Below are 24,485 nucleotides of genomic sequence, written 5' to 3'. Positions count from 1 at the left end.
CTACGTACACACGCCTGGCATGGGAATAAACGCTATTTAAGCGCTATTTTTTCTGCCAAACCGCCGCAAAGAAGCCGTCCGTACCATGCCGGTGCGGCCACAGGCGCAAAAACTCGCCACCGCTGACCGGACCGCTGCACAGGCTGGCCGCGTTCTCCACCTTCAGATGGGTCAGTATGTCTGCCGTTTCAAGAGGAGTGAAGTCGGGATTCGCCGCCGAAAAGGCCAGGGCGATCTCTTCGTTTTCCGCCGGCAGCACGCTGCAGGTGGCGTACACCAGGCGGCCGCCGGGTTTCAGCAGACGGGCAGCGCTTTGCAAAATCGCGGTTTGCTTAACCACCAGCTCTTCCACCGCCTTGGGGGTTTGCCGCCACTTCATGTCGGGGTTGCGGCGCAGGGTACCCAGGCCGGAGCACGGGGCATCGACCAGCACGCGGTCGATCTTGCCGGTCAGGCGCTTGATGCGGTCGTCACGCTCGTGGGCGATGGCGGCGGGGTGTACGTTGGACAAGCCACTGCGTGCCAGCCGGGGCTTGAGCGCGTCCAGTCGGTGGCCCGAGGTGTCAAACGCGTAGAGCCGTCCGGTACTGCGCATGCCCGCTCCGATGGCCAGCGTTTTGCCACCGGCACCGGCGCAGAAGTCCACCACCATTTCGCCACGCTTGGCATCCAGCAGCAGGGCTAGCAGCTGCGAGCCTTCGTCTTGGACCTCGATGGCACCACGGGTGAAGGCATCAAGCTTGGTCAGCGCGGGCTTGTCGGTCAGACGCAGACCATAGGGCGAGTACGGGGTGGCTACCGATTTGATACCGACCTTGGCCAGCTCTTTTTGCACGTCGTCGCGCTTGGCGTTCAGGGCGTTGACACGCAAATCCAGGCCTGCACCGTGGACCAGGCTTTCCACCAGCGGCCAGAATTCGTCTTTGAGCTGCTCTTTCAGCGGCTGTACCAGCCACTCGGGCAGGTTGTGGCGATGGCGGTCCAGCAGGTCTTCGGTTTTGACCTTGTCGCAGTTTTCGAGCCAGGTTTTCTCCTGGTCGGTCAGTGCGCCGTACAGAAAGTCGCGCGGGCCGTGGAAGCCCAGAATCGCCAGGCGGCGCTGCTTAGAGCCGCTGCCCGAAGGGGCCAGGTGGTCAAACAGCAGTTTTTTTCGCAAAACCGTGTAAACGGTTTCGGCCAGGGTGGCGCGCTCGCGTGGGCCCAGTGACCGGTTGTCGCGGAAAAACCGCGAAACCACCGAGTCGGCAGGGTGTTCAAATTGGAGGGCTTGGCGTACGAGTTCAGAACACTCGTCGAGGAAATCTTTAGGATGCATAGCCCCGATTGTCCCACGCCGCTTTTTTACCTCCCACATTTCCATGTCTGACCCCACCCTGCCCCCGCTCATCACCACCCCACCGGGCCGTTACCGCCATTACAAAGGCATGCTGTACGACGTGGTCGACACGGTGCGGCACAGCGAAACCCTGGAGCCCATGACCCTGTACCGCGCCCTCTACGGTGAGCATGGGATGTGGGTGCGCCCGGCGGCCATGTTTGAAGAAGAAGTGGTGGTAGACGGCGTGCGCCAGCCGCGCTTTAGCCGCATCACGGGTGACGCGGCAAACGCAACGTAGCCACCAGACCGGCGCTGTTGCCGTTGCGGTTGACGTTGCGCAGTTGCAAACTGCCCTGGTGCTTTCGGGCGATGTCATGGCTGATGGACAGGCCCAGGCCGACCCCGCCGTGGTGGCGGTTACGCGAGGCTTCGACGCGGTAAAACGGAGCCAGCACCTGCTCCAGCTCACACTCCGGCAAACCGGGGCCGGGGTCATGGATCTCGATACACACACCGTCCGCCGCATCCTTGAGCTGGATGTGCGCCGCGCCGCCGTAGCGGATGGCGTTCTCCACCAGATTGCCAATGCAGCGCCGCAAGGCCGAGGCCTGGGCCCGTACTGGAACGGCGGTGCCGGTGATGCGCACCATGTGCCCGCAAGCCAGCTGGTCGTCGGCCATGCTTTGCACCAGCGACTGCAGGTCCAGCTGCACAAAAGCCTCCTCAAGGGCCGCACCGCGCAAGTAATCCAGCGTGGCGGTGATCATCGCGTCCATCTCGACCACATCGTTTTGAAAGGCCTTGCGGTGCGCTGGATCGGCCAGACCCTCGGTGCGCAACCGCAGCCTGGTCAAGGGGGTGCGCAAATCATGCGACACCGCGGCCACAAAACGGTCGCGCTCGCGCAGTTGCTGGCGAATTTGCGCCTGCATCTGGTTGAACACGCGGCTGGCCTCGCGGCACTCCAGCGGGCCGTCTTCGGTCAGCGGCGGGTGGTCGATGTCCTGGCCCAGGGCTTTGGTGGCGCGGGCCAGGCGGCGGATGGGTTCAGACAACCAGCGCGCCCCAATCCAGGCCGCTAACACCAGGGCACACAGGCGCACGCCGATGTCCAGCCACAAGCCCGGCATTGCCCAGATCGACATGCCAGGCGGATGCGGGCGACGGCCCGGCTCCATGCGGCCACCCACGTTCATCGGAGGGTCCAGTTCCAACATCATGGTCAGCGCAAGCACGTGGCTGGCCAATACCGCCAGGCACAGCAGCAAAGCCAAACGGCCAAACAGGGTGGCAGGCAGTAAGCGCTCCAACAGCCTGCGAGTGGTGGCCAAGAGCCGCCTCAGTGTGGCCACGCGGGCTGGCCCTGCACGGACTGTGCGGTGAACATATAGCCCGAACCGCGCACGGTCTTGATCATCGACGGCTTGTCGAATGGCTGCGTGGTGTCGCTCAGCTTTTGCCGCAGCCGCGACACCAACAGGTCGATACTGCGGTCGAACGCGTCCATGGAACGGCCTCGGGCCTGCTCCATCAATTGGTCGCGGCTCAGCAAGCGGCGCGGCGCGGCCAGAAAGCTCGACAGCAGCCGAAATTCGGCGTTCGACAGCGGCACCACCAGGCCCGACGGCGCGGTCAGCCGCCGCTCGTGGCGGTGCAGGGCCCAGCCGTCGAAATACACCACATCGCTGCCCACCTCCTGCAAGATCCGGTCGTGCACCGATGCCGCACGGCGCAGCACGCTGTGGATACGGGCCACCAGTTCGCGCGGCTCAAAGGGCTTGCCCATGTAGTCGTCGGCCCCCATCTCCAGACCCAGCACTCGGTCAAAGTGGTTGGTGCGGGCAGTCAGCATGATGATGGGGATGCCCGAGCGCTGGCGCAGCTCGCGTGCCAGGCTGAGCCCGTCCATGCCGGGCAGCATCACGTCCATCACCACCAGGTCAATGGGCAGGTTGGCCAACTGCTGGCGCATGCTGGGGCCGTCACATGCGGTGTGGGCGCAAAACGCGAAGCCCGACAGGTAGTCGCGTAGCAGCGTGGTGATGCCTTCGTCGTCGTCTACGACCAAAATTTGCCGACAGGGGTTCATAAGTTGCTCATTTCGCCGAAAAGTGTAGGCAAGCAAGGGGTCTTTAAAGACCAGAACTGGCAGCTCTTTACCTATCTTTTCCAGCGCTCAAACCGGCTTTTGTACCAGCGCAGATACAAACCGGACAAGCCAGCTTTACCGGGCGACACAAGAATCAGATAGCAGTTTTTCGTAGCCCTGGCTTGCACAGACTTGGGGGCAGAGCACCCCAAGCCATGCAAGTTATTTCACGTTAAAGGAATCCCATGGCCTCCATCAGCAGCCTCAGCAACAACAGCAACGCCTGGGCCACCATGGCCGCCGAGCGCAAAGCCAAGCTGTTTGCCAAGACCGACACCGACGGCAGTGGCGGCGTGAACAGTACCGAGCTGCAAACCCTGATGGACAAGGTGTCCGAACGCACTGGCGTCACCAACCCCAGCACTGCTGCTGACCTGATGTCCAAACTGGACAGCAATGGCGACGGCACGCTGGATGCCACGGAGCTGCAAAAAGGCATCCCCAGCATTGTTCCCCTGCCCAGCACCATGGACTTTGCCCAGGCACGCAGCACGGGGGGCACCGGCAGTGCTGACACCCACAACGGCATCACCATTACCACCACGGTGACCACCACCGTCAGTGGCGACAGCGACGGTGACAACGATGCCTTCGCCAGCCTGGACACCGATGGCAACCGCCAACTCAGCAAAGCCGAATTCGATGCCGGAAAACCACACGGCGCAGGCGGCCCGCCACCCGCTGGCCCACCACCCACGGGTGCCGCCAACAGCAGCGACAGCACCGTCTACGACCCGCTGGACACTAACAAGGACGGCATCGTCTCGGCCGCCGAAGCGGCTGCCGGTGCCGCCACCGGCACAACCAGCACCACCGACACTTTGCAGTCTCTGCTCAAAGCCATCGACACCGACAAGGACGGCACGCTCAGCAATACCGAAGCCGATGCCTTTGCCAAGCAGGTCAGCACCGCCGTAGAGACGCTACAAAAATCGTCTGCTACTAACGCCAACGGCACCGACCGTATAGATATCAACCAACTGGCCCAGCAGGTGCTCAAGCAATACGCCGACATCGCCGCCGGGCAGAGCAGCCAAACCACCGGCTCCACCGTCAGCGTTTCTGCATAAAATAGGCCTCTAGCGCATATTCCAACCGCACATTTAGCTATACTTTTAATAGCAAATCAGAATCGTGTATCGGTAGGCCTAGGGCGAGCGCTTGCAGCTACCATCCATCGCCATGACCGCGCTGCCTCCCCCCCCACCGTCCATCCCGCCACCCGCTCCACCGTCCACGCCCGAACGCAAGCGCCGCGCCGCCAGCATCACCGTGAACGATGTGGCGCGCCTGGCCGGCCTGTCGGCCATGACGGTGTCGCGCGCCATCAACACGCCCGAACGGCTGCCGCCCGCCACCCTGGCCAAAGTGCGTGCCGCCATTGCCAGCACCGGCTACGTGCCCAACCTTCTGGCGGGCGGCCTGCGGTCCAACAAAAGCCGCCTGGTGGCCGCCCTGGTACCCACCCTGGTCAGCCCGGTTTTCAACGAAACCGTGCAAGCCCTCACCGCGGCTCTGCGGCTGCAGGGCTACCAGCTGATGCTGGGGCAAACCGGCTATGCCGACCCGCTGGAAGATGAGTTGCTGGGGGCCATCATTGGCCGCCGACCTGACGGCATCGTGCTGACCGGCGTGGTGCATTCGGCCAACGCGCGCCGCCGGTTGCAGGCCTCGGGTATTCCGGTGGTGGAAACCTGGGACCTGACACCCGACCCCATCGACATGCTGGTCGGCTTTTCGCACAGCGCGGTGGCCGATGCGGTGTGCCGCTACCTGCACGGCCGGGGCCGCCAGCGTATGGCCGTCATGGGCGGCGACGACGAGCGCGCCCAGCGCCGCACCCAGGCTTTTGTGGCCACCGCCCGCAGCCTGGGGCTGCCCGAGCCGCTGGTGCACACCGTCCCCGCGCCCACCACCCTGGGCAGCGGGCGCGCCGGCCTGCAGGCCTTACTGGCCCGCGGCACCGACTTTGACGCGGTGTTTTGCAGCTCCGACCTGCTGGCACTGGGCGTACTGACCGAAGCCCAGGCCCTGGGCCTGGCCGTCCCTGGTCGCCTGGCGGTGGTGGGCTTTGGCGACCTGGCCTTTGCGCAAGACCTGCACCCCGCCCTGACCACTGTGCGCATCGACGGCACGCGCATCGGCACCGAAGCCGCCCGCTGCATCGTCGACCGCGTCGAAGGCCGCCCCGTGCCCGAGCGCATGGTGGACATCGGCTTTCGCATCATCGAACGCGCCAGCGTTTAACGCCGCTTTCCTAGGGATTTCACCGATAGGTATTGGATTGACATCCAATTTGGTAACGTTAACAATATAAAATGTTAACGATAACAAATTCAAATCCACCCGGTTACAACCCACCTAAGGAAACGACCATGACCTCTCGCCCGCCCCAGCGCTTTACGCTCAAACCGGTCGCACTCGGCTCCGGTTTGCTGGCAACTGCCATTCTTGTGGCCGCCTGCGGCGGCAGCGACGGTGACGGCACCCTGCCCGTCAAGCAACCAACACTGAACGCCCGCGCCAAGGCCATCCTGACCGTGGACGCCAAGCAGTTCAAGGACCTGAACGGCAACGGCAAACTCGACCCCTACGAGGATTGGCGCCTGCCGGTTGACGACCGCATCAACGATCTGATCGCCCAAATGAGCGACACGGAAAAAGTCGGCATGATGATGATCAACGACAACAACGCGGGCTGCGGCGGTGCGGTCACGCCCACGGCGATTGACTACATCAATACCCAGAAGATGACCCGCTTTATCCTGCGCTCGACCGCCGCGGGCGCAGCCGATCCCTGCGACGGCAGCGTCATACCGGGCCGCGGCGGATATACCGTCACCCCCCAGCAGCTGGCCGCCTATACCAACGCGGTGCAAGAAGTCGCCGAGAGCACGCGCCTCGGTATCCCGCTGGTCTTCAAGGACAACGCCCGCAACCATGTCGAAACCGATCCGCGCCAGGGCATTGGTGCGGGTGCCGGTGCCTTCACCCAGTTCCCGAAGGAAGCCGGCTTGGCCGCTGCCGCGCTGGGCGAGCAGTTTCTAAAGGAAGGCAAGGCGACTACCGGTGATATGTCCGTGGTCAAGACCTTTACCGAGGTCATGGGGTCGGAGTACAACGCCGTCGGTCTGCGCGCCATGTACGGCTACATGGCCGACCTGCTGACCGAGCCGCGCTGGTACCGTGCGCACGAGGTGTTCACCGAGGATGCCGACCTCAACGCCAACATCATGAAGTCGCTGGTCGAGGGCCTGCAGGGCACCACGGTCAAAGACGGCACCTCGGTCAGTGCCACCACCAAGGTCGCCCTGACCATGAAGCATTTCCCGGGCGGCGGGCCGCAAGAGCTGGGCATGGACCCCCACTACTCGTTCGGCAAGTACCAGCAGTACAGCGACAACTTCGCCTACCACATGAAGCCGTTTATCGCCGGGATCAATGCGGGCGTCTCGGCAATCATGCCGTACTACGGCGTGCCGATGAGCGGGCGCGACGCGAACAAGAACCCGATTCCGCTGACCGCCGATGGCGTCACCTATCCGCTCACCGGCTTTGCATTCTCGAAGTCCATCGTGACCGACCTGCTGCGCGGCAAGCTCGGCTTCAAGGGTTATGTCAACTCCGACACCGGCATCATCAACGACCGCGCCTGGGGCCTGGAAGACAAATCGGTTGCGGAGCGGGTGGCGGCGGCGATCAACGGTGGCACCGACACCCTCTCGGGTTTTGCAACCAACAAGACGATCAAAGACCTGCTCGACCAGGGGCTGATCACCAAGGACCGTGTCAACGAGGCGGCCAAGCGCCTGCTCAAGGAGCAATTCCAGCTCGGCCTGTTCGAAAACCCCTACGTGGACGTGGGCACCGCCAACGCCACCGTAGGCACGGACGCCAGCCGCGCCAAGGGTCTTGACATCCAGAGGAAGTCGGTTGTCCTGCTCCAGAACGGCACCCTGGCCAATGGCAGCAAAGCCTTGCCGTTGAAAGCCGGTGCCAAGGTCTACACCATCGGTTTCAGCAAGGCCAATGTCGAAAGTTACGGCTACACCGTCACGGACGGCAACTACGATGCAAGCAAGAGCCAGACCCGTCCGCCCGTGCCTACGGGCACCGATGTCGCGGTCATCCGCGTGCTGGTCAAGGATGCCAGTTCGGCCTACCAGAGCAAGGATCTGGCCACCGGCGACAACCCACTGTTCCTGAATCCGCTGACCGGCAAGACCTGGGGTGCCGAGGACCCCTGCCGCATGTTCCCGGCTGTGAACGCGACCTGCTCGGACACCGGCCTGGGCTTTGGCGGCGCTCTGCCGTGGGAAATCGGCGACATCAGCTTCACCGGCATGGCGGCCGCCAAGTCACGCACGATGTACCCGACACTGGCGGATATCAAAGCCATCATGGCGGAAATCGGCGATCCGAAGAAGGTCGTCCTGAGCGTCTACTTCCGCGCACCGTATGTAATGGACGATGCCAGTGGCCTGAAGAGTGCGGGCGCCATTGCCGCGACCTTTGGCGTGACCGACCTGGCCATGCTGGATGTGCTGTCCGGCAAATTCAAGCCGCAAGGCAAGCTGCCATTCGCGCTGCCCAAGACCCTGAAAGCGGTGCAGGAGCAGAAGTCTGACCTGCCCGGTTTCGACGAGACCACCGACGGCGCGCTCTACAAGTTCGGCTACGGCCTGACCTACTAAGCCGCCCGCGCGGCGCACCCCGGTGTGCTTGCCAGAAGAGCCGTTCGCAAGGCGGCTCCTCTTGGTAACCCGCTATCCCAACGCAGGGCTTTACCGCCTTGCATTCCAAAGGCTCGCACGACGATGCAAACACTGACTTCCACCAATATGACCCACTCCGCAACCCGTTGGACCACCGTAATGCTGCTGGCGGCGCTGATTGCCCTACCTTTCACCGCGCAAGCGGGACTGAATGCAGGCCTGGCAGCCTACGACAAGTCCGAATACACCACGGCCCTGAAGGAGCTGGCTCCGCTGGCAGAAAAAGGCAACGCCCAGGCCCAGTACCGGCTGGGGAAAATTTTCAACCTGGGCCAAGGCGTGCCGCCCGACAAAAAAGAGTCCGCCAAATGGTTCCACCTGGCCGCGCAACAAGGATTGGCCGAGGCACAGGGCGCTTTGGGCTACCTGTGCCTGGTGGGCGAAGGTGTGTCCCAAAACAGCGATCTGGCACTGGAGTGGACGCGCAAGGCTGCCCAGCAGGGAGACACCACCGCGCAGTTCAACCTGAGCGTGATGTACGGCGAATCCTTCGGCATCCAGAAAAATCCGGCCGAATCGCTGCAATGGCTGCGCAAGGCGGCCGACCAGCGCCACATCGAAGCATTGAACGCCCTTGCTGCCTTCTATGCCAAAGGCAGGGATGGGACCCCAAAGAACCCGGTTTTCGCCTACGCGCTGTTTGCTGCGTCCGCTGAGAAGGGCGACTCAACCGCAGCCGCCGAGCAAAAAGCCCTGGCGACGGGCATGTCCGCCAAGGAACTCCAGGCGGGCAAGGTATTGGCTCGTAAGTGGAAGCCTGGGACCCGCTTTGTCCACGTCACCGCGCGTGCTTGATACACGGCACATTGCTCCAACACAAAATTTATAAAGAATTAGGCTCTAGCGCATGGCGGCCTCAATTCAGAAGTGCAACACACAGAGAATTGAGGTCCCATGAGCACGAACAACTACAGCCAACTGAGCGAACAAGAGCGCTGCGCGATAGCGCTAGCCCTGCAAGAAGGAATGAGTCTGTGGGCCATCTCGCGGGCCTTGGGCCGCAGCCCATCCACCATTAGCTGTGAATGCCAGCGCAATGGCGGTGCCAACGCCTAGCGGAAGGTGACCTGGTCCAGGGTGATGCGGCCCTTGACCGGGGGCAACTGGGCCGTGCTGGTGTGCGGGATTTCGGTGCGGGTGTTGAGGATGTCACCCAGGCGGGCCACCGAGATGCCGGTTTGTTGAAAGTCGGTCCACAACTGGGCCATGCGCATGATGGGCTGGGACACGCGGCCTGCAAACATGTTGAAGGCGACGAACTGGCCTACCGTGAGTTGGTTGTCCATCACCAGGTGGGCGCCGTACCAAAGCGTGGCGGCGTTGACCAGTTTGCCGATGAGGTTCACGCCTTCGTGGGCTGCGCTGGCCAGGTTTTGGGTTTTGAAAGAAGCGGAGACATAGGTGGCGAGCTGAGGGCCAGCGCGAGCAGCGGGGTGAGGGCCAAACGGTCGGGGCTGCTGCGGGTCAGCTTGGCACTTAGCCCTAACTGTTGGGCGGCATGGAGCAGGTCGGTGGTAGATACCTGTTGGCCTTGAGTCCAGCCCAGTTGGTGGGCCAAGGTGGCTGGGTCGGCGGCGATCTGGTGGAAGCGGGCTACGGCACAGAGTGCGGCCAGGGTGGATGCGGAGACTTGGGCGGGGGATGGGGAAGAAGGCTCTGGCGCGGGGCTGGCAAGGGCCATGCTGCCCATGGCCGATCCACTGTTTTGCTGTGTTGTCAATGCTGGTCCTTGGCGGCTCGTGTAGCCAATATAGGACATCATATGATACAAATCTTTACACATATGGACAATCCACGTCACTTATCCACAATTTTGTGGATAAAAATCATTCTCATCTGGCTGCGAAAAATGCCTGCTATACGAAGCTGCTAATACGTCCGCTTTGGCAGTGCGCGCTTGAGCGACTGGATAAACAGCTCGCGCTGGTCTGGCCGGTCGACAGTTTGGGCGATGGTGGCGATGAAATCTTTGAAAGTGGTGCAGTGGCCCGCTTTTTTGCGGATCAGCACTTTGGCGATCGGGCCGATGAACTTGCTCAGAGCCAACTCGATAGTCGCCAGCTCGTCTGAACTGATGGCGAAGGGGTGCGTTACCGACTGCAGTTGTGAAGCCGACTGGCTGGCACCCGGCCCGCCCAGGCTGTTCGGTCGGCTCAGCACAGGCTGGCTCGCCGCCTGGCTAGGAGATTGGCTGAGGGGCATGGGCCGCGAACCCAGGCCATCCGAGGATAGGCTCCCGGCATCCGTGCTGGCATGGAAACCACTGGGTGCCGTCTTGCTGCCGAGCTGGGTCTGGCCCACGGCAGGTGTACCCGCCAGGAAAGAGGCCCGCGTGCGCGACTCCTGGATTGCCGGGGCCAGGGTTTCCCGCAGATGGGCAATGTCCTGCGCCAGCGGCAGCACTTTGCGCACCAGCACCCGCGCCAGGGGACCGATGTGGCGCGATAGTTCGGTTTCAATCTCCAGCACTTTCTCGGGTGCTAGCAGGGTAGCGGTCTGCATGCGCACCGTGGTGGTGTAGCCCGTGCTGCCCGGCGCACCGACTTTCAGGGTGGTTTCTGCACCCGGCGCATGGCCTTCCACCGCATACACCTCGTGCAAGCGGCCATGCTTGTCTTCGTGCTGGCCCTGGTAACGAAACAGCTCGGCGGTGCTGTCGGTAATGCGCGAAATCACATCAAAGTACGAACGTGACACCAACAACTGGTTGGCCTGGGCAAAGTCCATCACGCGCTTGGCTACGTTGATGCCATCGCCCACCACATTCACCCGCCCATTGATGTCCGAGATGATGCGCACCGGCCCCATGTGCAAGCCCATCCGCACCGCCACATGGCTGCCATAGCGCTGCCCCAGCAGGTCGCGCAGCAGCATGGCAGATTGCAAGGCTTCTTCGGGGTCACCCAGAAAGCAGATCGCCGCGCCGTCACCGGTGTCGATGGCGATACGGGTTTCTTCTGCCACCCCATTCAAGGCCTTGACGATCAGTTCGTTAAACACCTTCTTCAACGCCACCTGGCCATCGACCGAGCGCACTGAATAGCCCACCAAGTCCAGAAACAGGATGGTGCACAGCAGATTGCGCCGCTGGTCTGCAGGGATACGGGCTGCGGCCGTGCGGTTGGTGAAACGGCTTTCCGGGGCCAGATTGAAGTCCAGCATGTCCGAAGTTTCGGGCTTTGCCGCATCGACGATCGCCGCCCGGAACAAGGCCACCGTTTGCGGGCGGCGGCTTTCGTCGGGCACCATGGCCCAGTCGATGGCTTGCAGCAACCGGACCCCAAACACCCCGGCATCCCCAATGCTGGAAGCGGGCAGCATAGTGTCTTGCGTGACGCGGGCGGCCGATTCGGTGGGTTTCTCACCGGTAGTCATCCAGTACATCACCGCGCCCAGTGCATAGATATCGGTCCACGCCCCTTGGTGGCCCTGGGAGTGGTACTGCTCGAACGGCGCGAAACCCGGGCTGATGATGTTGGTCATGGCACTGTCGCTGCTGACGCGCCGGGCCGCGCCAAAGTCCAGCAACACCGGGGTACCGTCGGCACGCACATAGATGTTGTCGGGCTTGATATCGCGGTGCAGAAAACCGGTTTTGTGCACCGCATCCAGTCCATCGAGTAGCGGATAAATGATGGACAAAAGCGCATCCCTGGTCATGGGCGCATGGTTCGGCACCCAGCGCTTCAGACGCTGGCCCACCTCGTATTCCATGACGATGTAGGCGCTGTCGTTCTGCCGAAAATAGCGCAGTACCCGCACGATGTTGGGGTGCCGAAACGAGGCCAAGGCCCGGGCTTCGTCCAGAAAACGCTGCAAACCCCAGTCGTATTTCGCCTGCGCGCCCTGCTGTCCATCGCGCACCGCCACAGCATGCTGGTCGCCCCGGGCCACAATGCCACTGGGGAAATACTCCTTGATCGCCACCGTCAGGTTCAGATTGTCGTCCCGGGCCAGATAAGTGATACCAAAGCCACCGCTGCCCAGCACGCTCTGGATCTGGTATTCGAGCATGCGGTAGCCCACCGGCAGGCTGGCCGCATCGGGCGTGGTGTGCTGGGGCGCTGCGCCGGGCTCTGCCATGGGCCTACTCGTCAATCATCTGCAGGGCCTTTTCCAGACTGCGGCGCATGCGGTTGAAAGAGCTGCCAAGCACGGCAACTTCGTCACCGCCTTTTTCGCTGAATTCAGGCTGGTTGAAGTCCCCGGTGGAAATGCCGTCGGCCGCCAGCGACATGCGCCGGATGGGCCGCACGATGAGCCAGCTGAGCATGATATTGAGCACAATGAACACCACCAGAAACACCCCGGCCAGCGAGGCCATGAAGGCCGTAAAAGCCCGCTCGGCATGGGCCAGCGGCACCTCCATCGGTACCGACACCACCTGGGCCCCGACGATTTCATTGTGCTTCCAGCCAAAACCATTGGCCGCACCGTAGATCTTCAACATGGTGGGCGGCGCCGCAGCGGCCACACTGTGGCACTGCAGACAGGCCGCGTTGGTAATCTGGATCGGTTTGGCGATATACAGGCTGCGCCCGGTGAGCGACGGGCGCTCGCCCACAATTTCCCGCACCCCTTCGTGCTGGCGGAACTGGTTCACCACATCGGCCTCCCAGTCGGCCGTGCGGTCGCGCGGGTTGGTGGGGTTGAGCACCGCCTCTTTGTAGCTGTAATCGGGGTAGTTTTTTTGCAGCTGGTTCAGGGTTTCGGTGGCCGCATAGGCAGGCACGGTTTGCGGCAAAAACACCTCTTCAAGCTGCTTGAGCAGATGCGGCTGCACCTGGGTGATGGTGTAGTTGCGCACCGCCCCCGCAGTTTCCATCATCAGGCGGGCATTGCGCACCACTTCGTCGCGGGCGTTGTCTTGCAAAAGCTGGCGCGAGACTGCACCGGCGGCCAAAAACCCCGCCAGAAAAACCAGCACCAACACCAGATTGAATTTAAGTCGCAGACCCATTGTGTGTATCTTTTTGTTTGCAGGTCATTCTATCGGCATGGCACCTGCGGCCATCCCCCTTCACGCGCTGTCAAAACCCGGTGCTACCATAGTTTTTACAATTTGGAGACGCAAAAAAATGGCATCTGTGGGTCACTTCATCGCAGTCGATGGCCGCTCGGCATTTCGCGTCTTTGCACCACAAAAAACCCGCCTCAGCGTGCTGCTGGTCGAGCCGCCCAGCCGCATCCCCCTGAGCGCCGACGCGCTGGGCTACTGGCATGGCAGCACCGATCGGCTGCCGCACGGCACGCTGTACTGGCTGGAGGTGGACGGCCAGCGCTTCCCCGACCCGGCATCGCACTACCAGCCGCAAGGCGTGCACGGCCCATCCATGGTGGTGGATACCACGCCCGCCCACAACCCTGACTGGGCGGGCATGAAAATGGAAGATGCCATCCTGTACGAGCTGCACCTGGGCACCTTCACGCCCGAAGGCACGCTAGCCGCCGGCCAGCACAAGCTGCCTTACCTGCACGACCTGGGCATCACCGCCATCGAACTGCTGCCGCTGGCGGCCTTTGCGGGCGAGCGCAACTGGGGTTACGACGGCGTGTGTCTGTTTGCGCTGCACGCCGCGTATGGCAGCTATGTGGATTTGAAGGCATTTATCGAAGCTGCCCACCGGCATGGCATGGCCGTCATCCTGGACGTCGTCTACAACCATTTCGGCCCCGAGGGCAACTACACCGGAGCCTTTGCGCCCTACACCAAGAGCGCAGCCACGCCCTGGGGTGCGGCCATCAATTTCGACGGCGAATACAACCACGGCGTGCGCGAGTTCTTTCTGGAAAACACCCGCTACTGGCTGGAAGACATCGGCTTTGACGGCTTCCGCATGGACGCGGTGTCGCTGATTTTTGACGTGATGCCGGTGCACATCCTGCGCGAATGCACCGATCTGGCCCGCCGCATCGGCCAGGCCCAGGGCCGCGAGGTTCTGATGATTGCCGAGCACCTGCGCAACAACCGGTTTGTGACCTCGGAGCAGGGCTTTGGCTACCACGCCCAGTGGAACGACGACCTAAACCACGCCGTGTATGCCAAGCTGACCGGCGAGACCACCCGCCACTACGCCAACTTCGGCGCGTTTGCCGACGTGGAGAAAGCCCTGCGCGACGGCTTTGTGCTGGACGGCACGCGCTTTGACCAGATCTACAAGTACTTTCTGGGCACCGACGCGGCCAGCACCCAGGGCTGTGAGCACGTGGTGCACATCCAGGACCACGACCAGGTAGGCAACCGCCTGCTGGGCGACCGCATGCTGGCCACCCATGGCCGGGCCAAGGCGCTACTGGGCATTACCGCAGTGCTGGCCAGCCCGTTTGTGCCTATGCTGTTCATGGGCGAGGAATACGGTGAAACGGCCCCGTTTTTGTTCTTTGAAGACTTCAGCGACCAGCCGCTGATAGACGGCGTGCGCGCGGGCCGCAAAGCGGACTTTGCCTTTGACAGCGCGGATGGCGTGGAGCCACCCGACCCGCATGCACGCAGCAGCTTCGAGGCCTCCAAGCTGCAATGGCATTTGCTGGACGCGCCGGACAACCAGGCCATCCTGGCCCTGTACCGCCAGCTCATCGCCCTCAAACGCAGCGGCCAGCTCGGCCCCCGCCAGCGGGACCAGGTGCAGGTAGCTGCCGACCCGGCCACCGAGGTGATCACCCTCACCACGACGCACACGCTGACCGTGCTCAACTTTTCAGGTAGCCCCCAAAAATACACGCCGCCCGCCGGTTGGCAGCCCCTGCTGGCCACGGTGGAGGCCCGCGCCGACGGCCTGCTGGGCCCGTTTGCCGCCTGGGTGCTGCAGCGCGGTCAAAGCAGCCTCTAGCATCCACGGCATTGTTAGCTACATAAACTATAGCTATAAACGTATGCGAAATATACGCTATAGGCCCATTTAATGCTTAAGTTTTTGTCTGTTTGCAAGCACTGCCGCCCTGGAACAACTCCGCGTCGTTCTTAGCCAAGTTCCGGCGTGTCAACCTGTGAAAGTCCGGGGGTGTCGTCGCTTGGTGTAACCCCTCTTTTGAAGGAACTGGTCATGAAATTGAAACTTGCTGTCAACCTCGCCGTCGTTGCCGCAGCCTCCCTGTGCGCGCAGCTGACCTTTGCCGCCGAACCCGCGAGCTGCAAAGCCGTTCACTTCGCCGATGTGGGCTGGAGCGACATCGCCGCCACCACCGGCATGGCTTCGGTGGTGCTGGACGGCCTGGGCTACAAGCCCACGGTGACGATTGCGTCGGTGCCAATCACGTTTGCGGGCATTAAGTCCAAGCAGATCGATGCCTTCCTGGGCTACTGGAACCCCACCATGACCCCCATCATTGAGCCCTTCATCAAGGCCGGCCAGATCAAAGTGCTGGAGCAGCCCAACCTGGTGGGTGCCAAGTACACCCTGGCCGTGCCCGCCTACCTGTACGACAAAGGCCTGAAGAGCTTTGCCGACATCGCCAAGTTCAAAACCGAGCTGGACGGCAAGATCTACGGCATTGAACCCGGCAACGACGGCAACCTGATCATCCAGGGCATGCTGGACAAAAACGAATTCGGCCTCAAAGGCTTCAAGATGGTGGAGTCCAGTGAAGCCGGCATGCTGGCCGAAGTGCAGCGCGCAGGCCGCGCCAGCAAGGCCATCGTCTTCCTGGGCTGGGAGCCTCACCCCATGAATGTGCAGATGAAGATGAAGTACCTCGAAGGCGGCGACGCCAGCGGGTTCGGCCCCAACTACGGCGAATCCAAGGTCTTCACCGCCGTGCCCCCCAGCTACGAGGCCCGCTGCCCCAACGTGGCCACGCTGCTGAAAAACCTGCAGTTCACCACCGCCATCGAAAACGTGGTGATGGTGGACATCATCAACAAAGCCAAGCCCAACGATGCCGCCCGTGCCTACCTGAAGAAAAACCCCGGCGTGCTGGCCGGCTGGCTCAAGGGCGTGACCACCTTTGACGGCAAAGATGGTTTGGCTGCCGTCACCGCATCGCTGAAGTAAGCCTCCCTCACCCCAACCCTCTCCCTCCAGCGGGAGAGGGGGCAACACCGGGCAACCGCCCCATTTCCGAGTTCCGCTATGCACCCTGCCGCCTCCACCCATTACTGCCTGAACCTCGCCTGTGGCAGCGCCCAGGGCCAGGTGGCCGCCGTATCGAAATTACTGGACCAACACGGAGCCTACATCGAACAGTTTTCGGTGTTTGACGACCACAGCACCGAGCGCTTTTACGTGCGCAGCGTGTTCAGCCTGACCAGCTCGGTACAGGCCTTGCACAGCGCGTTTTCCGAGTTGGCGGTGGGCTTTCCGCAGGCGCAGTGGCAGGTGCACGACCTGGCCGCGCCCACCCGCGTACTCATCATGGTGTCCAAGTTCGACCACTGCCTGCGCGAGCTCATCGCCCAGTGGCGGCGCGGCGAACTCAAGATGGACATCGTGGCCATCGTCTCCAACCATGCCGACCTGGCACCGCTGGCCGCCGCCGAAGGCATCCCTTTCCACCACCTGCCCATCACCGCCGACACCAAGCCCGCGCAAGAAGCCAAGCTCAAGCAATTGATTCTGGACACCGATGCCGAATACGTGGTGCTGGCCCGCTACATGCAGGTTCTGAGCGAAGCCCTGTGCCACGAGCTACACGGGCGCGTCATCAACATCCACCACTCCTTCCTGCCCGGCTTCAAGGGCGGCAAGCCCTACCAGCAGGCCTTTGACCGTGGCGTGAAGCTCATCGGGGCCACGGCCCACTTTGCTACCACCGACCTGGACGAAGGCCCCATCATCGAGCAGTCGGTGGAGCGCGTAGACCACGCCGACACCCCCCAGCATTTGTCGCAAGCCGGTCGCCTGGTCGAAAGCCTGGTGCTGTCGCGCGCGCTGCGATTTGTTTTAGAGCGCCGGGTGTTCATCAACGGCATGAAAACCGTCGTACTTCGATGAACACCCCCAGGCTACGCACTGCGTGTCTCCACCACCCCCCTTGCAGTGGGCAACGCTGGCAGCCCGGCAGAGCCGGTTCTGCGACGTTCTCGACCAGACACTGACCTCAATGAACGGTATTTCTATGACAAAAACCCTGATCCCTAGCTTCGTCAATGGCTTGCCTGTGCACGGCAGCGGCGAGCGCTTTGACACCCTCAACCCCGCCACTGGAGCCGTCATTGCAGGGGTGCACGACAGCGATGAGGCCGATGTCAACGCCGCCGTGGCCGCTGCCGAGGCAGGCTTTCAAATCTGGTCGGCCATGACCGGCACCGAGCGGGGCCGCATCCTGCACCGCGCCGCCCAACTGCTACGCGAGCGCAATGACACCCTGGCCGCCATCGAGGTGCAAGACACCGGCAAACCCTGGCAGGAAGCCTGCGTGGTCGATGTGGCCAGCGGGGCCGACTGCATCGAGTACTTTGCGGGTGCGGCAGCCACCCTGGCCGGTGCCCAGTACCCGCTGAAGAACGCCTTCGCCTACACCCGCCGCGAGCCCCTGGGCGTGTGCGTGGGCATTGGCGCGTGGAACTACCCGATCCAGATAGCCTGCTGGAAGTCTGCGCCCGCGCTGGCTGCAGGCAACGCCATGATCTTCAAGCCGTCCGAGCTCACGCCCATGACCGCCGTGAAGCTGGCCGAGATTTACCTCGAAGCGGGTGTGCCCCCCGGCGTGTTCAACGTGCTGCAAGGCCGGGGCACCACCGGCGCGCTGTTGGCCGCCCACCCGGGCGTGGCCAAGGTGTCGGTGACCGGCTCCATTCCCACCGGCAAGCGCGTCATGGCCAGCGCTGCCGCCACCCTGAAACGGGTGACCATGGAGCTGGGCGGCAAGTCGCCGCTGATCGTGTTTGACGATGCCGACTTCGAGCAGGCCGTAACCGCCGCGATGATGGCCAACTTCTACACCCAGGGCGAAATCTGCACCAACGGTACCCGCGTGTTTGTGCAGCGCGGCATTGCCGACAAGTTTCTGGCCCGCCTGAAAGAACGCACCTTGCTGCTGCGCGTGGGCGACCCGACCGACCCGGACACGGAAGTCGGCGCACTCATCTCCGCCGCCCACCGCGACAAGGTACTGGGCTACGTGGCCCAGGGCGTGGCGGGCGGAGCCACCCTGGTCTGTGGCGGCACGGCGGTCAAGGTGGCAGGCTGTGAAAACGGCAACTTCGTCGCCCCCACCATCTTTGCCGACTGCACGGACAGCATGGCCATCGTGCAAGAAGAAATCTTCGGCCCGGTGATGGCCTTGCTGGTGTTTGACGACGAGGCCGAAGTGGTCCAGCGCGCCAACGCCACCCGCTTTGGCCTGGCCGCAGGCGTGTTCACCCGCGATGGCGCCCGTGGCCACCGTGTGGCGGCGCGTTTAAAGGCGGGCATTTGCTGGATCAACAACTACAACATCACGCCCATCGAAATCCCTTTCGGCGGCGCGGGCGAGTCCGGCATTGGCCATGAAAACAGCATGGTTGCGCTGGAGCACTACACCCAGCTCAAAACCGTGTACGTCGAACTGGGCGAAGTCGCCTGTGGATACCGCTGAGATTACGTTGAGATTGCGCTAAATGACCACTGAAAATTTCGACTACATCATCGTCGGCGCAGGCTCTGCAGGCTGCGTGCTGGCCAACCGACTGACCGAAGACCCGGACGTGAAAGTGCTGCTGCTCGAAGCCGGGCCGGGCGACCGCAGCATCTTCATCCACATGCCGTCGGCCTTTGCCTACCCGCTGGCCAACGACAAGTTCAACTGGTTCTACCACTCCGAACCCGAGCCCTTCATGGACAACCGCCCCATGTACTGCCCGCGCGGCCGGGTGCTGGGCGGCTCGTCCAGCATCAACGGCATGGTCTACATTCGCGGCCATGCACTCGACTATGACGGCTGGGCATCCTACAAAGGGCTAGAAAACTGGTCGTATGCCGACTGCCTGCCCTACTTCCGCAAGTCTGAGACCCGTGGCAAGGGTGGCGATGCCTACCGGGGCGACAGCGGGCCGCTGAACGTGTCTACGGGTGCCTGCGTCAACCCGCTCTACAACGCGTTTATCGAAGCTGCACAACAAGCTGGCTACGCCCGCACCGAAGACATGAATGGCTACCGCCAGGAGGGCATTGGCCCCATGGATATGACGGTGCACAAGGGCCGCCGCTGGAGCACCGCCATGGCCTACCTGCGCCCGGCCATGAAACGCCCCAACCTGCAGGTGCGCACCCGGGCGCTGGTCGCCAAGGTGGCCTTTGCTCCCCAAACCTCCCCTGACACCAGCCCGCCGCGCGCCATAGGCGTAGAGGTGATCCACGGCCATCGCACCGACCTCCTCCTGGCGACCCGCGAAGTGATTTTGTGCGGCGGTGCCATCAACTCGCCGCAGCTGCTGATGCTTTCCGGCGTGGGCAACCCGGACGACCTGCGCAAGCTGGGCATCCCCATTGTTGCCGCGCTGCGCGGCGTGGGGGCCAACCTGCAAGACCATCTGGAAACCTATGTGCAGTACATGTGCAAGGAACCCATCACCCTGTACAGCGCCATGAACCCGGTGGCCAAGGTGAAGATTGGCGCGGAATGGATGCTCAAGGGCACCGGCCTGGGGGCCACCAACCACTTCGAATCCGGCGGCTTCATACGCAGCGAAGCGGGCGTGAAGCACCCAGACCTGCAGTACCACTTTCTGCCCATGGCCATCCAGTACGACGGCAGCGCGCCCGCCAGCTTCCACGGCTTCCAGGCGCATGTGGGGCCGATGCGGCCAACCAGCCGGGGCGCGGTCACGCTCAAGACCGCCAGCCCCAAGGACGCGCCGCGCATCCTGTTCAACTACATGGCCACCGAGCAGGACCGCAAGGAAATGCGCGCCGGTATCCGCCTGACGCGCGAAATCTTCAGCCAGCCCGCGTTCGACAAATACCGTGGCGCTGCCGTATCGCCCAAGGATGACGTGCAGACCGATGCCCAGATCGATGCCCACATCCGCGAGCACGGCGAAAGCGCCTTGCACCCGTCCTGCACCTGCCGCATGGGGAGCGACGACATGGCCGTCACCGACGGCGCAGGCCGCGTGCACGGCATCAGCAACCTGCGGGTGGTGGACGCGTCCATCATGCCCGACGTGGTCAGCGGCAACCTGAACGCGCCCACCATCATGCTGGCCGAGAAGATGGCGGACGCGATCCGGGGCAAAGCCGCCCTGCCGCGTTCGGACGCGCCGTATTTTGTCCACCCCGATTACCAAACCGCACAGCGCTAACAAGAGAACTCCCCCATGGCCGTCAGTGTTTTCGACATCTTTAAAATCGGTATCGGCCCTAGCAGCTCGCACACCGTCGGCCCCATGCGCGCCGCCCGCATGTTCACCGAACGGCTGGCCCACCAGGGTCTGCTGGGCGCGTGCGCCAAGGTCGAAGTCAAGCTCTACGGCTCGCTGGGCTCCACCGGCAAAGGCCACGGCACTGACAAAGCGGTCTTACTCGGCCTGGAGGGCCATGACCCGGAAAGCGTGGACGTGGAAGCTATTCCCGCCCTGCTGGAGGCCATCCGCAGCACCGGCCTGCTGCGCGTGGGCGGTGTGCACCCGGTGGCGTTCAAAGAAAAAGACCACCTGGCCTTCTACCGCCGCGAAACCCTGCCCTTTCACCCTAACGGCATGCGCTGCATAGCCTATGACGCAGACGGGGTCGAGTTGCTGAACCGCTGCTACTACTCGGTGGGCGGCGGCTTTATCGTCAGCGACGAAGTGGCGGCCGACGGCAACAAACAAAAGGTGCTGGCCCCCGACACCACCGTGCTGCCCTTCCCCTTCCACAGCGGCGACGAGCTGCTGGCCCGGTGCAAAGGCGCGGGCATCTCGATTGCCGAGCTGATGCGCCGCAACGAACAGCACTGGCGCAGCGATGCCGACATCGACGCGGGCCTGCAAAAAATCTGGACCGTGATGCAGGCCTGCGTGGTGCGCGGCTGCCGCACCCAAGGCGTGCTGCCCGGCGGCTTCAAGGTCAAGCGCCGCGCCGCCGACCTGTTCACCAAGCTCTGCGCGAACCCCGAACTCGCCCTGCGCGACCCGCTGCAGGTGCTGGACTGGGTGAATCTGTACGCTCTGGCCGTGAATGAAGAAAACGCCGCCGGGGGCCGCGTGGTCACCGCGCCCACCAACGGGGCCGCTGGCATCGTGCCCGCCGTGCTGCACTACTACGTGCGCTTTGTGGCCACGTCCACGCCCAGCGGGGTTATCGACTTCCTGCTGACCTCCGCCGCCATCGGCATGCTGTACAAAGAAAATGCCTCCATCTCTGGGGCCGAAGTCGGCTGCCAGGGCGAGGTGGGTGTGGCCTGCTCCATGGCTGCTGCCGCCCTGTGTGCGGTGATGGGCGGCACCCCCGAGCAGGTGGAAAACGCCGCCGAAATCGGCATGGAACACCACCTGGGTCTGACCTGCGACCCGGTAGGCGGCCTGGTCCAAATCCCCTGCATCGAGCGCAACGCCATCGCGTCCGTCAAAGCCATCAACGCCGCCCGCATGGCCTTGCACGGGGACGGCAGCCACTTCGTGAGCCTGGACAAGGTAATCAAGACCATGCGCGAAACCGGTGCCGACATGATGACCAAGTACAAGGAAACCGCGCGGGGTGGGCTGGCGGTGAATATTGTGGAGTGCTGAAGCGGATTACTACTAAATGAATAGCTATTAGCGCAGGCGCTACCTGCGCTAGAGACCTAAAATTGTCGTAATTTAATAAGGCTTTTTTGCAGCTTTTTGGGAGTTGCAATAGTTCTTAAACGTGCGCTACCCACCAGAAAACTCCAAGTTAACACTCTTCAATGAAGCTATCACCAGGCGAGCGGTCCAGAAACCAGTCGATCAGCTTTAGTCGCATAGCGCTGGCCGTGATCGTAGGTCTTTTAGTAGCCGCTTTCCTATTCTCACAGAAGAGAAACATAGAGGAGTACCGCTTGTACTTCACTCAGGATCGTAAGCCAGCTACCTTCAGCTTCACAGAGTTGTCGGAAAATTGGACGGAGAAAACCATCCAGGAGAAGTTCTCCGGCTTTCCGATTACATGCACGCTCTACCAAGGGCCTCTTCCGGTTCAGCGAGCATGTGGCGTGGATGTAGCCTCTCATAACGGTGTGCCGACGCTGTTTGTCTCGTTTTTCCTTTCTGCCGGACACCTCAATCAAGCTGTGGTCAACATACCGTGGTGGTCTCACCGAGCGGCATACAGCAGCCTCGTTGCCATGCTAGGTCAGCCGGTTGCTTCGCAGGTTTTACCCCACGATGGAGTGCGTCTACACGGGTGGAGGCTTCCAGACGGAGCAACCCTCTTCCTCAATCGTGACCGCCCGTTGAATCCGTTTACGTGGAATGCTATCTACTGGTCTAGTCCGTCAGCCTGCCCAGTAACCGGTTGCATTACCCCTGTACCAAACTAGTTGCAGCCTCTATCAATGCGTTCTTGCGGCAGCCGCAAAGCGGTCACGCCGCGTGTGCACCATCTCGTCCGCTTCCGCCATCGCAGCGCGGGTCTCGGCGTTGGGGACTTTGAGCGCAAACGGCAGTTGTTGCTCCGCGACGATGCGCGTCAGGAACACCCGCACAGCGTCAGGCACCAACAAGCCCATGGCTGCCAGCGCTTCCGTCGCCTGAACTTTGACATTTTCGTCCAGCCGGATGTGGACCATCGTGGTAGTAGCCATCCAGGCATCCTTCTTGAATATTCAAAATCCCCCGCTCCTTTACCCCCGTCTGTACGTCTGCGCAGGGCTGGCCGTTAACATCTCGGAATGCAATCCCACCCCCGATCCGACACCTTCGCCACCGGCCTCGTCTGGTTCCGCCGCGACCTGCGCAGCTTTGACCATGCGGCCCTGTACCACGCGCTCAAGTCCTGCCAGCAGGTGCACTGCGTGTTTGTGTTCGACACCGAGATTCTGGACAGCCTGCCGCGCGCAGACCGGCGGGTGGAGTTCATCCAGGCCTCCGTCTCCGAGCTGGACACCGCCCTGCGTGCCCTGCAGCCCAGCAGCGGCCTGATCACTTTGCACGCGGCGTCACGTGAAGCGATTCCAGCGCTGGCGAAAGAGCTACACGCCCAGGCCGTGTTTGCCAACCACGACGACGAGCCGCAGGCCCTGGCCCGCGATGCCATGGTGTTGGGTGCACTGGCCCACCTGGGCATTGCGCTGCACACCTACAAAGACCACGTCATCTTTGAGCGCAAAGAGCTGCTGACCCAGCAGGGCCGCCCCTACGGCGTGTTTACGCCGTACAAGAACGCCTGGCTCAAGAAGGTAGACGACTTTTATCTGAAGTCTTACCCGGTGGAGAAGTACGCCGTGCGGCTGGCACCACGCAAGAATCCCCAGCCCGTGCCGAGTTTGCAGGCGCTGGGGTTTGAACCCACCAACCTGGCCCAGCTGAAGCTGCCCACCGGGCAAAGCGGCGGGCAGCAGCTGTTTGAAGAATTCTTCGAGCGCATGGACCAGTACCACGCCACCCGCGACTTCCCCAGCGTCAAGGGCCCCAGCTACCTGGGCGTGCATCTGCGCTTTGGCACGGTGTCGATTAGGCAGATGGCGGCGGCCGCGTATCCGCTGCATCTGCAAGGCAACCCAGGGGCCAGCGTGTGGCTTAGCGAACTGGTGTGGCGGGATTTTTATGCGCAGATTCTCAGCAACTTCCCGCATGTGGAGAAAGGCGCTTTCAAGCCCGAATACGACGGTATCGCCTGGGAGCACGGCAAGGCTGCGAAGGCCCTGTTTACCGCCTGGTGCGAGGGCCGCACCGGCTACCCGCTGGTAGATGCCGCCATGGCGCAGATCAACCAGACCGGCTACATGCACAACCGCCTGCGCATGGTGGTGGCGAGCTTTTTGATGAAGGACCTGGGGCTGGACTGGCGCTGGGGCGAGGCCTACTTTGCCACCCACCTGAACGATTTCGACCTATCGGCCAACAACGGCGGCTGGCAGTGGGCCAGCTCCAGCGGCTGCGATGCCCAGCCGTACTTTCGCATCTTCAACCCCACTAGCCAGAGCGAAAAGTTCGACCCCGAGGGCAAGTTTATCCGCCGCTACCTGCCGCAACTGGCCAAGCTGCCCAACGCCGCCCTCCACGCACCGTGGCTGGCTAAACCGATGGAGTTGCAGGTGGCGGAGGTGGTGCTGGGCAAGACCTACCCGCTGCCCATCGTGGCCCACGACGAGGCCCGCGCCCGCACGCTGTTGCGCTACGCGGTGGTCAAAAAGCCCCATGCCTTACCTTGATGCAAACGCT

The 24,485-nt window shown here is 62.6% G+C and carries 21 protein-coding genes; 13 read left to right on the top strand and 8 right to left on the bottom strand.

The genetic code is table 11. The features are described 5' to 3' along the window. Positions 1-43: 43 nt before the first annotated feature. The gene (locus AC097L_RS15885; RefSeq protein WP_479587507.1) at positions 44-1,315 is read right to left on the bottom strand and encodes an RsmB/NOP family class I SAM-dependent RNA methyltransferase; all 1,272 of its coding nucleotides are present in this window, start codon (positions 1,313-1,315) and stop codon (positions 44-46) included. A 43-nt stretch (positions 1,316-1,358) separates the two neighbouring features. Between AC097L_RS15885 and AC097L_RS15880 the strand changes: the two genes are divergently transcribed. Further along, positions 1,359-1,616, top strand: coding sequence for a DUF1653 domain-containing protein (locus tag AC097L_RS15880; RefSeq protein WP_479587506.1), 258 nt, complete (start codon positions 1,359-1,361; stop codon positions 1,614-1,616). Here the strand turns inward: AC097L_RS15880 and AC097L_RS15875 are convergent. Then, the gene (locus AC097L_RS15875) at positions 1,588-2,649 is read right to left on the bottom strand and encodes an ATP-binding protein (RefSeq protein ID WP_479587505.1); all 1,062 of its coding nucleotides are present in this window, start codon (positions 2,647-2,649) and stop codon (positions 1,588-1,590) included. The two genes, AC097L_RS15880 and AC097L_RS15875, sit on opposite strands and share 29 nt — an antisense overlap. An 8-nt stretch (positions 2,650-2,657) precedes the next feature. Beyond that, positions 2,658-3,407 carry a response regulator gene (locus tag AC097L_RS15870; protein WP_479587504.1) on the bottom strand — a complete coding sequence of 250 codons (750 nt, stop codon included), beginning with the start codon at positions 3,405-3,407 and terminating at the stop codon, positions 2,658-2,660. Between the two features lie 245 nt (positions 3,408-3,652). Here AC097L_RS15870 and AC097L_RS15865 point away from each other — a divergent pair, with 245 nt between their 5' ends. The 5 genes from AC097L_RS15865 to AC097L_RS15845 all read left to right on the top strand — a co-directional run bounded on the left by AC097L_RS15865 (position 3,653) and on the right by AC097L_RS15845 (position 9,298). Continuing rightward, the gene (locus tag AC097L_RS15865; RefSeq protein ID WP_479587503.1) at positions 3,653-4,537 is read left to right on the top strand and encodes an EF-hand domain-containing protein; all 885 of its coding nucleotides are present in this window, start codon (positions 3,653-3,655) and stop codon (positions 4,535-4,537) included. A gap of 112 nt (positions 4,538-4,649) precedes the next feature. Further along, the gene (locus AC097L_RS15860; RefSeq protein WP_479587571.1) at positions 4,650-5,714 is read left to right on the top strand and encodes a LacI family DNA-binding transcriptional regulator; all 1,065 of its coding nucleotides are present in this window, start codon (positions 4,650-4,652) and stop codon (positions 5,712-5,714) included. A 128-nt stretch (positions 5,715-5,842) separates the two neighbouring features. Further along, on the top strand, positions 5,843-8,161 hold the full coding sequence (locus AC097L_RS15855) for a glycoside hydrolase family 3 protein (RefSeq protein ID WP_479587502.1): 2,319 nt from the start codon (positions 5,843-5,845) through the stop codon (positions 8,159-8,161). Between the two features lie 147 nt (positions 8,162-8,308). Next, positions 8,309-9,037, top strand: coding sequence for a tetratricopeptide repeat protein (locus AC097L_RS15850; protein ID WP_479587501.1), 729 nt, complete (start codon positions 8,309-8,311; stop codon positions 9,035-9,037). A gap of 99 nt (positions 9,038-9,136) precedes the next feature. After that, a complete protein-coding gene (locus AC097L_RS15845) occupies positions 9,137-9,298 on the top strand; it encodes a helix-turn-helix domain-containing protein (RefSeq protein ID WP_479587500.1) in 162 nt (53 codons plus the stop codon). Here the strand turns inward: AC097L_RS15845 and AC097L_RS15840 are convergent. From AC097L_RS15840 to AC097L_RS15825, 4 genes are all read right to left on the bottom strand, one after another. Next, a complete protein-coding gene (locus tag AC097L_RS15840) occupies positions 9,295-9,612 on the bottom strand; it encodes an ABC transporter transmembrane domain-containing protein (RefSeq protein ID WP_479587570.1) in 318 nt (105 codons plus the stop codon). The two genes, AC097L_RS15845 and AC097L_RS15840, sit on opposite strands and share 4 nt — an antisense overlap. Continuing rightward, positions 9,585-9,962 (bottom strand): cysteine peptidase family C39 domain-containing protein, encoded by a 378-nt coding sequence (locus AC097L_RS15835; protein ID WP_479587499.1) that lies wholly within the window; start codon positions 9,960-9,962, stop codon positions 9,585-9,587. The genes AC097L_RS15840 and AC097L_RS15835 overlap by 28 nt, the downstream gene beginning before the upstream one ends. A 149-nt stretch (positions 9,963-10,111) precedes the next feature. Beyond that, positions 10,112-12,325, bottom strand: coding sequence for a protein kinase domain-containing protein (locus AC097L_RS15830; RefSeq protein ID WP_479587498.1), 2,214 nt, complete (start codon positions 12,323-12,325; stop codon positions 10,112-10,114). Positions 12,326-12,329: 4 nt separating this feature from the next. Then, complete coding sequence (locus AC097L_RS15825) at positions 12,330-13,202, bottom strand: Tll0287-like domain-containing protein (RefSeq protein ID WP_479587497.1); 873 nt, start codon at positions 13,200-13,202, stop codon at positions 12,330-12,332. A gap of 118 nt (positions 13,203-13,320) precedes the next feature. On the opposite strand from AC097L_RS15825, the gene treZ reads away from it, so the two are divergent. From treZ to AC097L_RS15795, 6 genes are all read left to right on the top strand, one after another. Then, positions 13,321-15,072: a malto-oligosyltrehalose trehalohydrolase gene (gene treZ, locus AC097L_RS15820; RefSeq protein ID WP_479587496.1), complete on the top strand. Its 1,752-nt coding sequence runs from the start codon at positions 13,321-13,323 to the stop codon at positions 15,070-15,072. Between the two features lie 213 nt (positions 15,073-15,285). Next, positions 15,286-16,233, top strand: a complete 948-nt coding sequence (locus AC097L_RS15815; RefSeq protein ID WP_479587495.1) for a choline ABC transporter substrate-binding protein — start codon at positions 15,286-15,288, stop codon at positions 16,231-16,233. Between the two features lie 78 nt (positions 16,234-16,311). After that, on the top strand, positions 16,312-17,172 hold the full coding sequence (gene purU / locus AC097L_RS15810) for a formyltetrahydrofolate deformylase (RefSeq protein ID WP_479587494.1): 861 nt from the start codon (positions 16,312-16,314) through the stop codon (positions 17,170-17,172). 124 nt (positions 17,173-17,296) lie between these two features. Continuing rightward, entirely contained in the window at positions 17,297-18,757 is a 1,461-nt protein-coding gene (betB, locus tag AC097L_RS15805; protein WP_479587493.1) for a betaine-aldehyde dehydrogenase, read from the top strand. A 22-nt stretch (positions 18,758-18,779) separates the two neighbouring features. Next, positions 18,780-20,462: a choline dehydrogenase gene (gene betA, locus AC097L_RS15800; protein WP_479587492.1), complete on the top strand. Its 1,683-nt coding sequence runs from the start codon at positions 18,780-18,782 to the stop codon at positions 20,460-20,462. Positions 20,463-20,477: 15 nt separating this feature from the next. Further along, positions 20,478-21,869: an L-serine ammonia-lyase gene (locus AC097L_RS15795; protein WP_479587491.1), complete on the top strand. Its 1,392-nt coding sequence runs from the start codon at positions 20,478-20,480 to the stop codon at positions 21,867-21,869. 785 nt (positions 21,870-22,654) lie between these two features. Here AC097L_RS15795 and AC097L_RS15790 read toward each other — a convergent pair. Next, positions 22,655-22,906, bottom strand: a complete 252-nt coding sequence (locus AC097L_RS15790; protein ID WP_479587490.1) for a type II toxin-antitoxin system RelB/DinJ family antitoxin — start codon at positions 22,904-22,906, stop codon at positions 22,655-22,657. Between the two features lie 87 nt (positions 22,907-22,993). Here AC097L_RS15790 and AC097L_RS15785 point away from each other — a divergent pair, with 87 nt between their 5' ends. Further along, a complete protein-coding gene (locus AC097L_RS15785; protein ID WP_479587489.1) occupies positions 22,994-24,475 on the top strand; it encodes a cryptochrome/photolyase family protein in 1,482 nt (493 codons plus the stop codon). The last annotated feature ends 10 nt before the right edge of the window (positions 24,476-24,485 follow it).

The sequence above is a fragment of the Rhodoferax sp. RT5P35 genome (assembly GCF_056521385.1).
Note: the sequence above shows the minus strand (reverse complement) of the source record. Positions and strands in the feature narration are given on the sequence as shown.

What these genes read in the sequence shown, in the direction of transcription:
- AC097L_RS15885 (WP_479587507.1), bottom strand. Translation starts at nt 1,315, where the DNA reads ATGCATCCTAAAGATTTCCTCGACGAGTGTTCTGAACTCGTACGCCAA.
- AC097L_RS15855 (WP_479587502.1), top strand. Translation starts at nt 5,843, where the DNA reads ATGACCTCTCGCCCGCCCCAGCGCTTTACGCTCAAACCGGTCGCACTC.
- AC097L_RS15845 (WP_479587500.1), top strand. Translation starts at nt 9,137, where the DNA reads ATGAGCACGAACAACTACAGCCAACTGAGCGAACAAGAGCGCTGCGCG.
- AC097L_RS15865 (WP_479587503.1), top strand. Translation starts at nt 3,653, where the DNA reads ATGGCCTCCATCAGCAGCCTCAGCAACAACAGCAACGCCTGGGCCACC.
- AC097L_RS15850 (WP_479587501.1), top strand. Translation starts at nt 8,309, where the DNA reads ATGACCCACTCCGCAACCCGTTGGACCACCGTAATGCTGCTGGCGGCG.
- purU (WP_479587494.1), top strand. Translation starts at nt 16,312, where the DNA reads ATGCACCCTGCCGCCTCCACCCATTACTGCCTGAACCTCGCCTGTGGC.
- AC097L_RS15785 (WP_479587489.1), top strand. Translation starts at nt 22,994, where the DNA reads ATGCAATCCCACCCCCGATCCGACACCTTCGCCACCGGCCTCGTCTGG.
- AC097L_RS15880 (WP_479587506.1), top strand. Translation starts at nt 1,359, where the DNA reads ATGTCTGACCCCACCCTGCCCCCGCTCATCACCACCCCACCGGGCCGT.
- AC097L_RS15815 (WP_479587495.1), top strand. Translation starts at nt 15,286, where the DNA reads ATGAAATTGAAACTTGCTGTCAACCTCGCCGTCGTTGCCGCAGCCTCC.
- AC097L_RS15830 (WP_479587498.1), bottom strand. Translation starts at nt 12,325, where the DNA reads ATGGCAGAGCCCGGCGCAGCGCCCCAGCACACCACGCCCGATGCGGCC.
- betA (WP_479587492.1), top strand. Translation starts at nt 18,780, where the DNA reads ATGACCACTGAAAATTTCGACTACATCATCGTCGGCGCAGGCTCTGCA.
- AC097L_RS15860 (WP_479587571.1), top strand. Translation starts at nt 4,650, where the DNA reads ATGACCGCGCTGCCTCCCCCCCCACCGTCCATCCCGCCACCCGCTCCA.
- AC097L_RS15870 (WP_479587504.1), bottom strand. Translation starts at nt 3,407, where the DNA reads ATGAACCCCTGTCGGCAAATTTTGGTCGTAGACGACGACGAAGGCATC.
- betB (WP_479587493.1), top strand. Translation starts at nt 17,297, where the DNA reads ATGACAAAAACCCTGATCCCTAGCTTCGTCAATGGCTTGCCTGTGCAC.
- AC097L_RS15825 (WP_479587497.1), bottom strand. Translation starts at nt 13,202, where the DNA reads ATGGGTCTGCGACTTAAATTCAATCTGGTGTTGGTGCTGGTTTTTCTG.
- treZ (WP_479587496.1), top strand. Translation starts at nt 13,321, where the DNA reads ATGGCATCTGTGGGTCACTTCATCGCAGTCGATGGCCGCTCGGCATTT.
- AC097L_RS15795 (WP_479587491.1), top strand. Translation starts at nt 20,478, where the DNA reads ATGGCCGTCAGTGTTTTCGACATCTTTAAAATCGGTATCGGCCCTAGC.
- AC097L_RS15790 (WP_479587490.1), bottom strand. Translation starts at nt 22,906, where the DNA reads ATGGCTACTACCACGATGGTCCACATCCGGCTGGACGAAAATGTCAAA.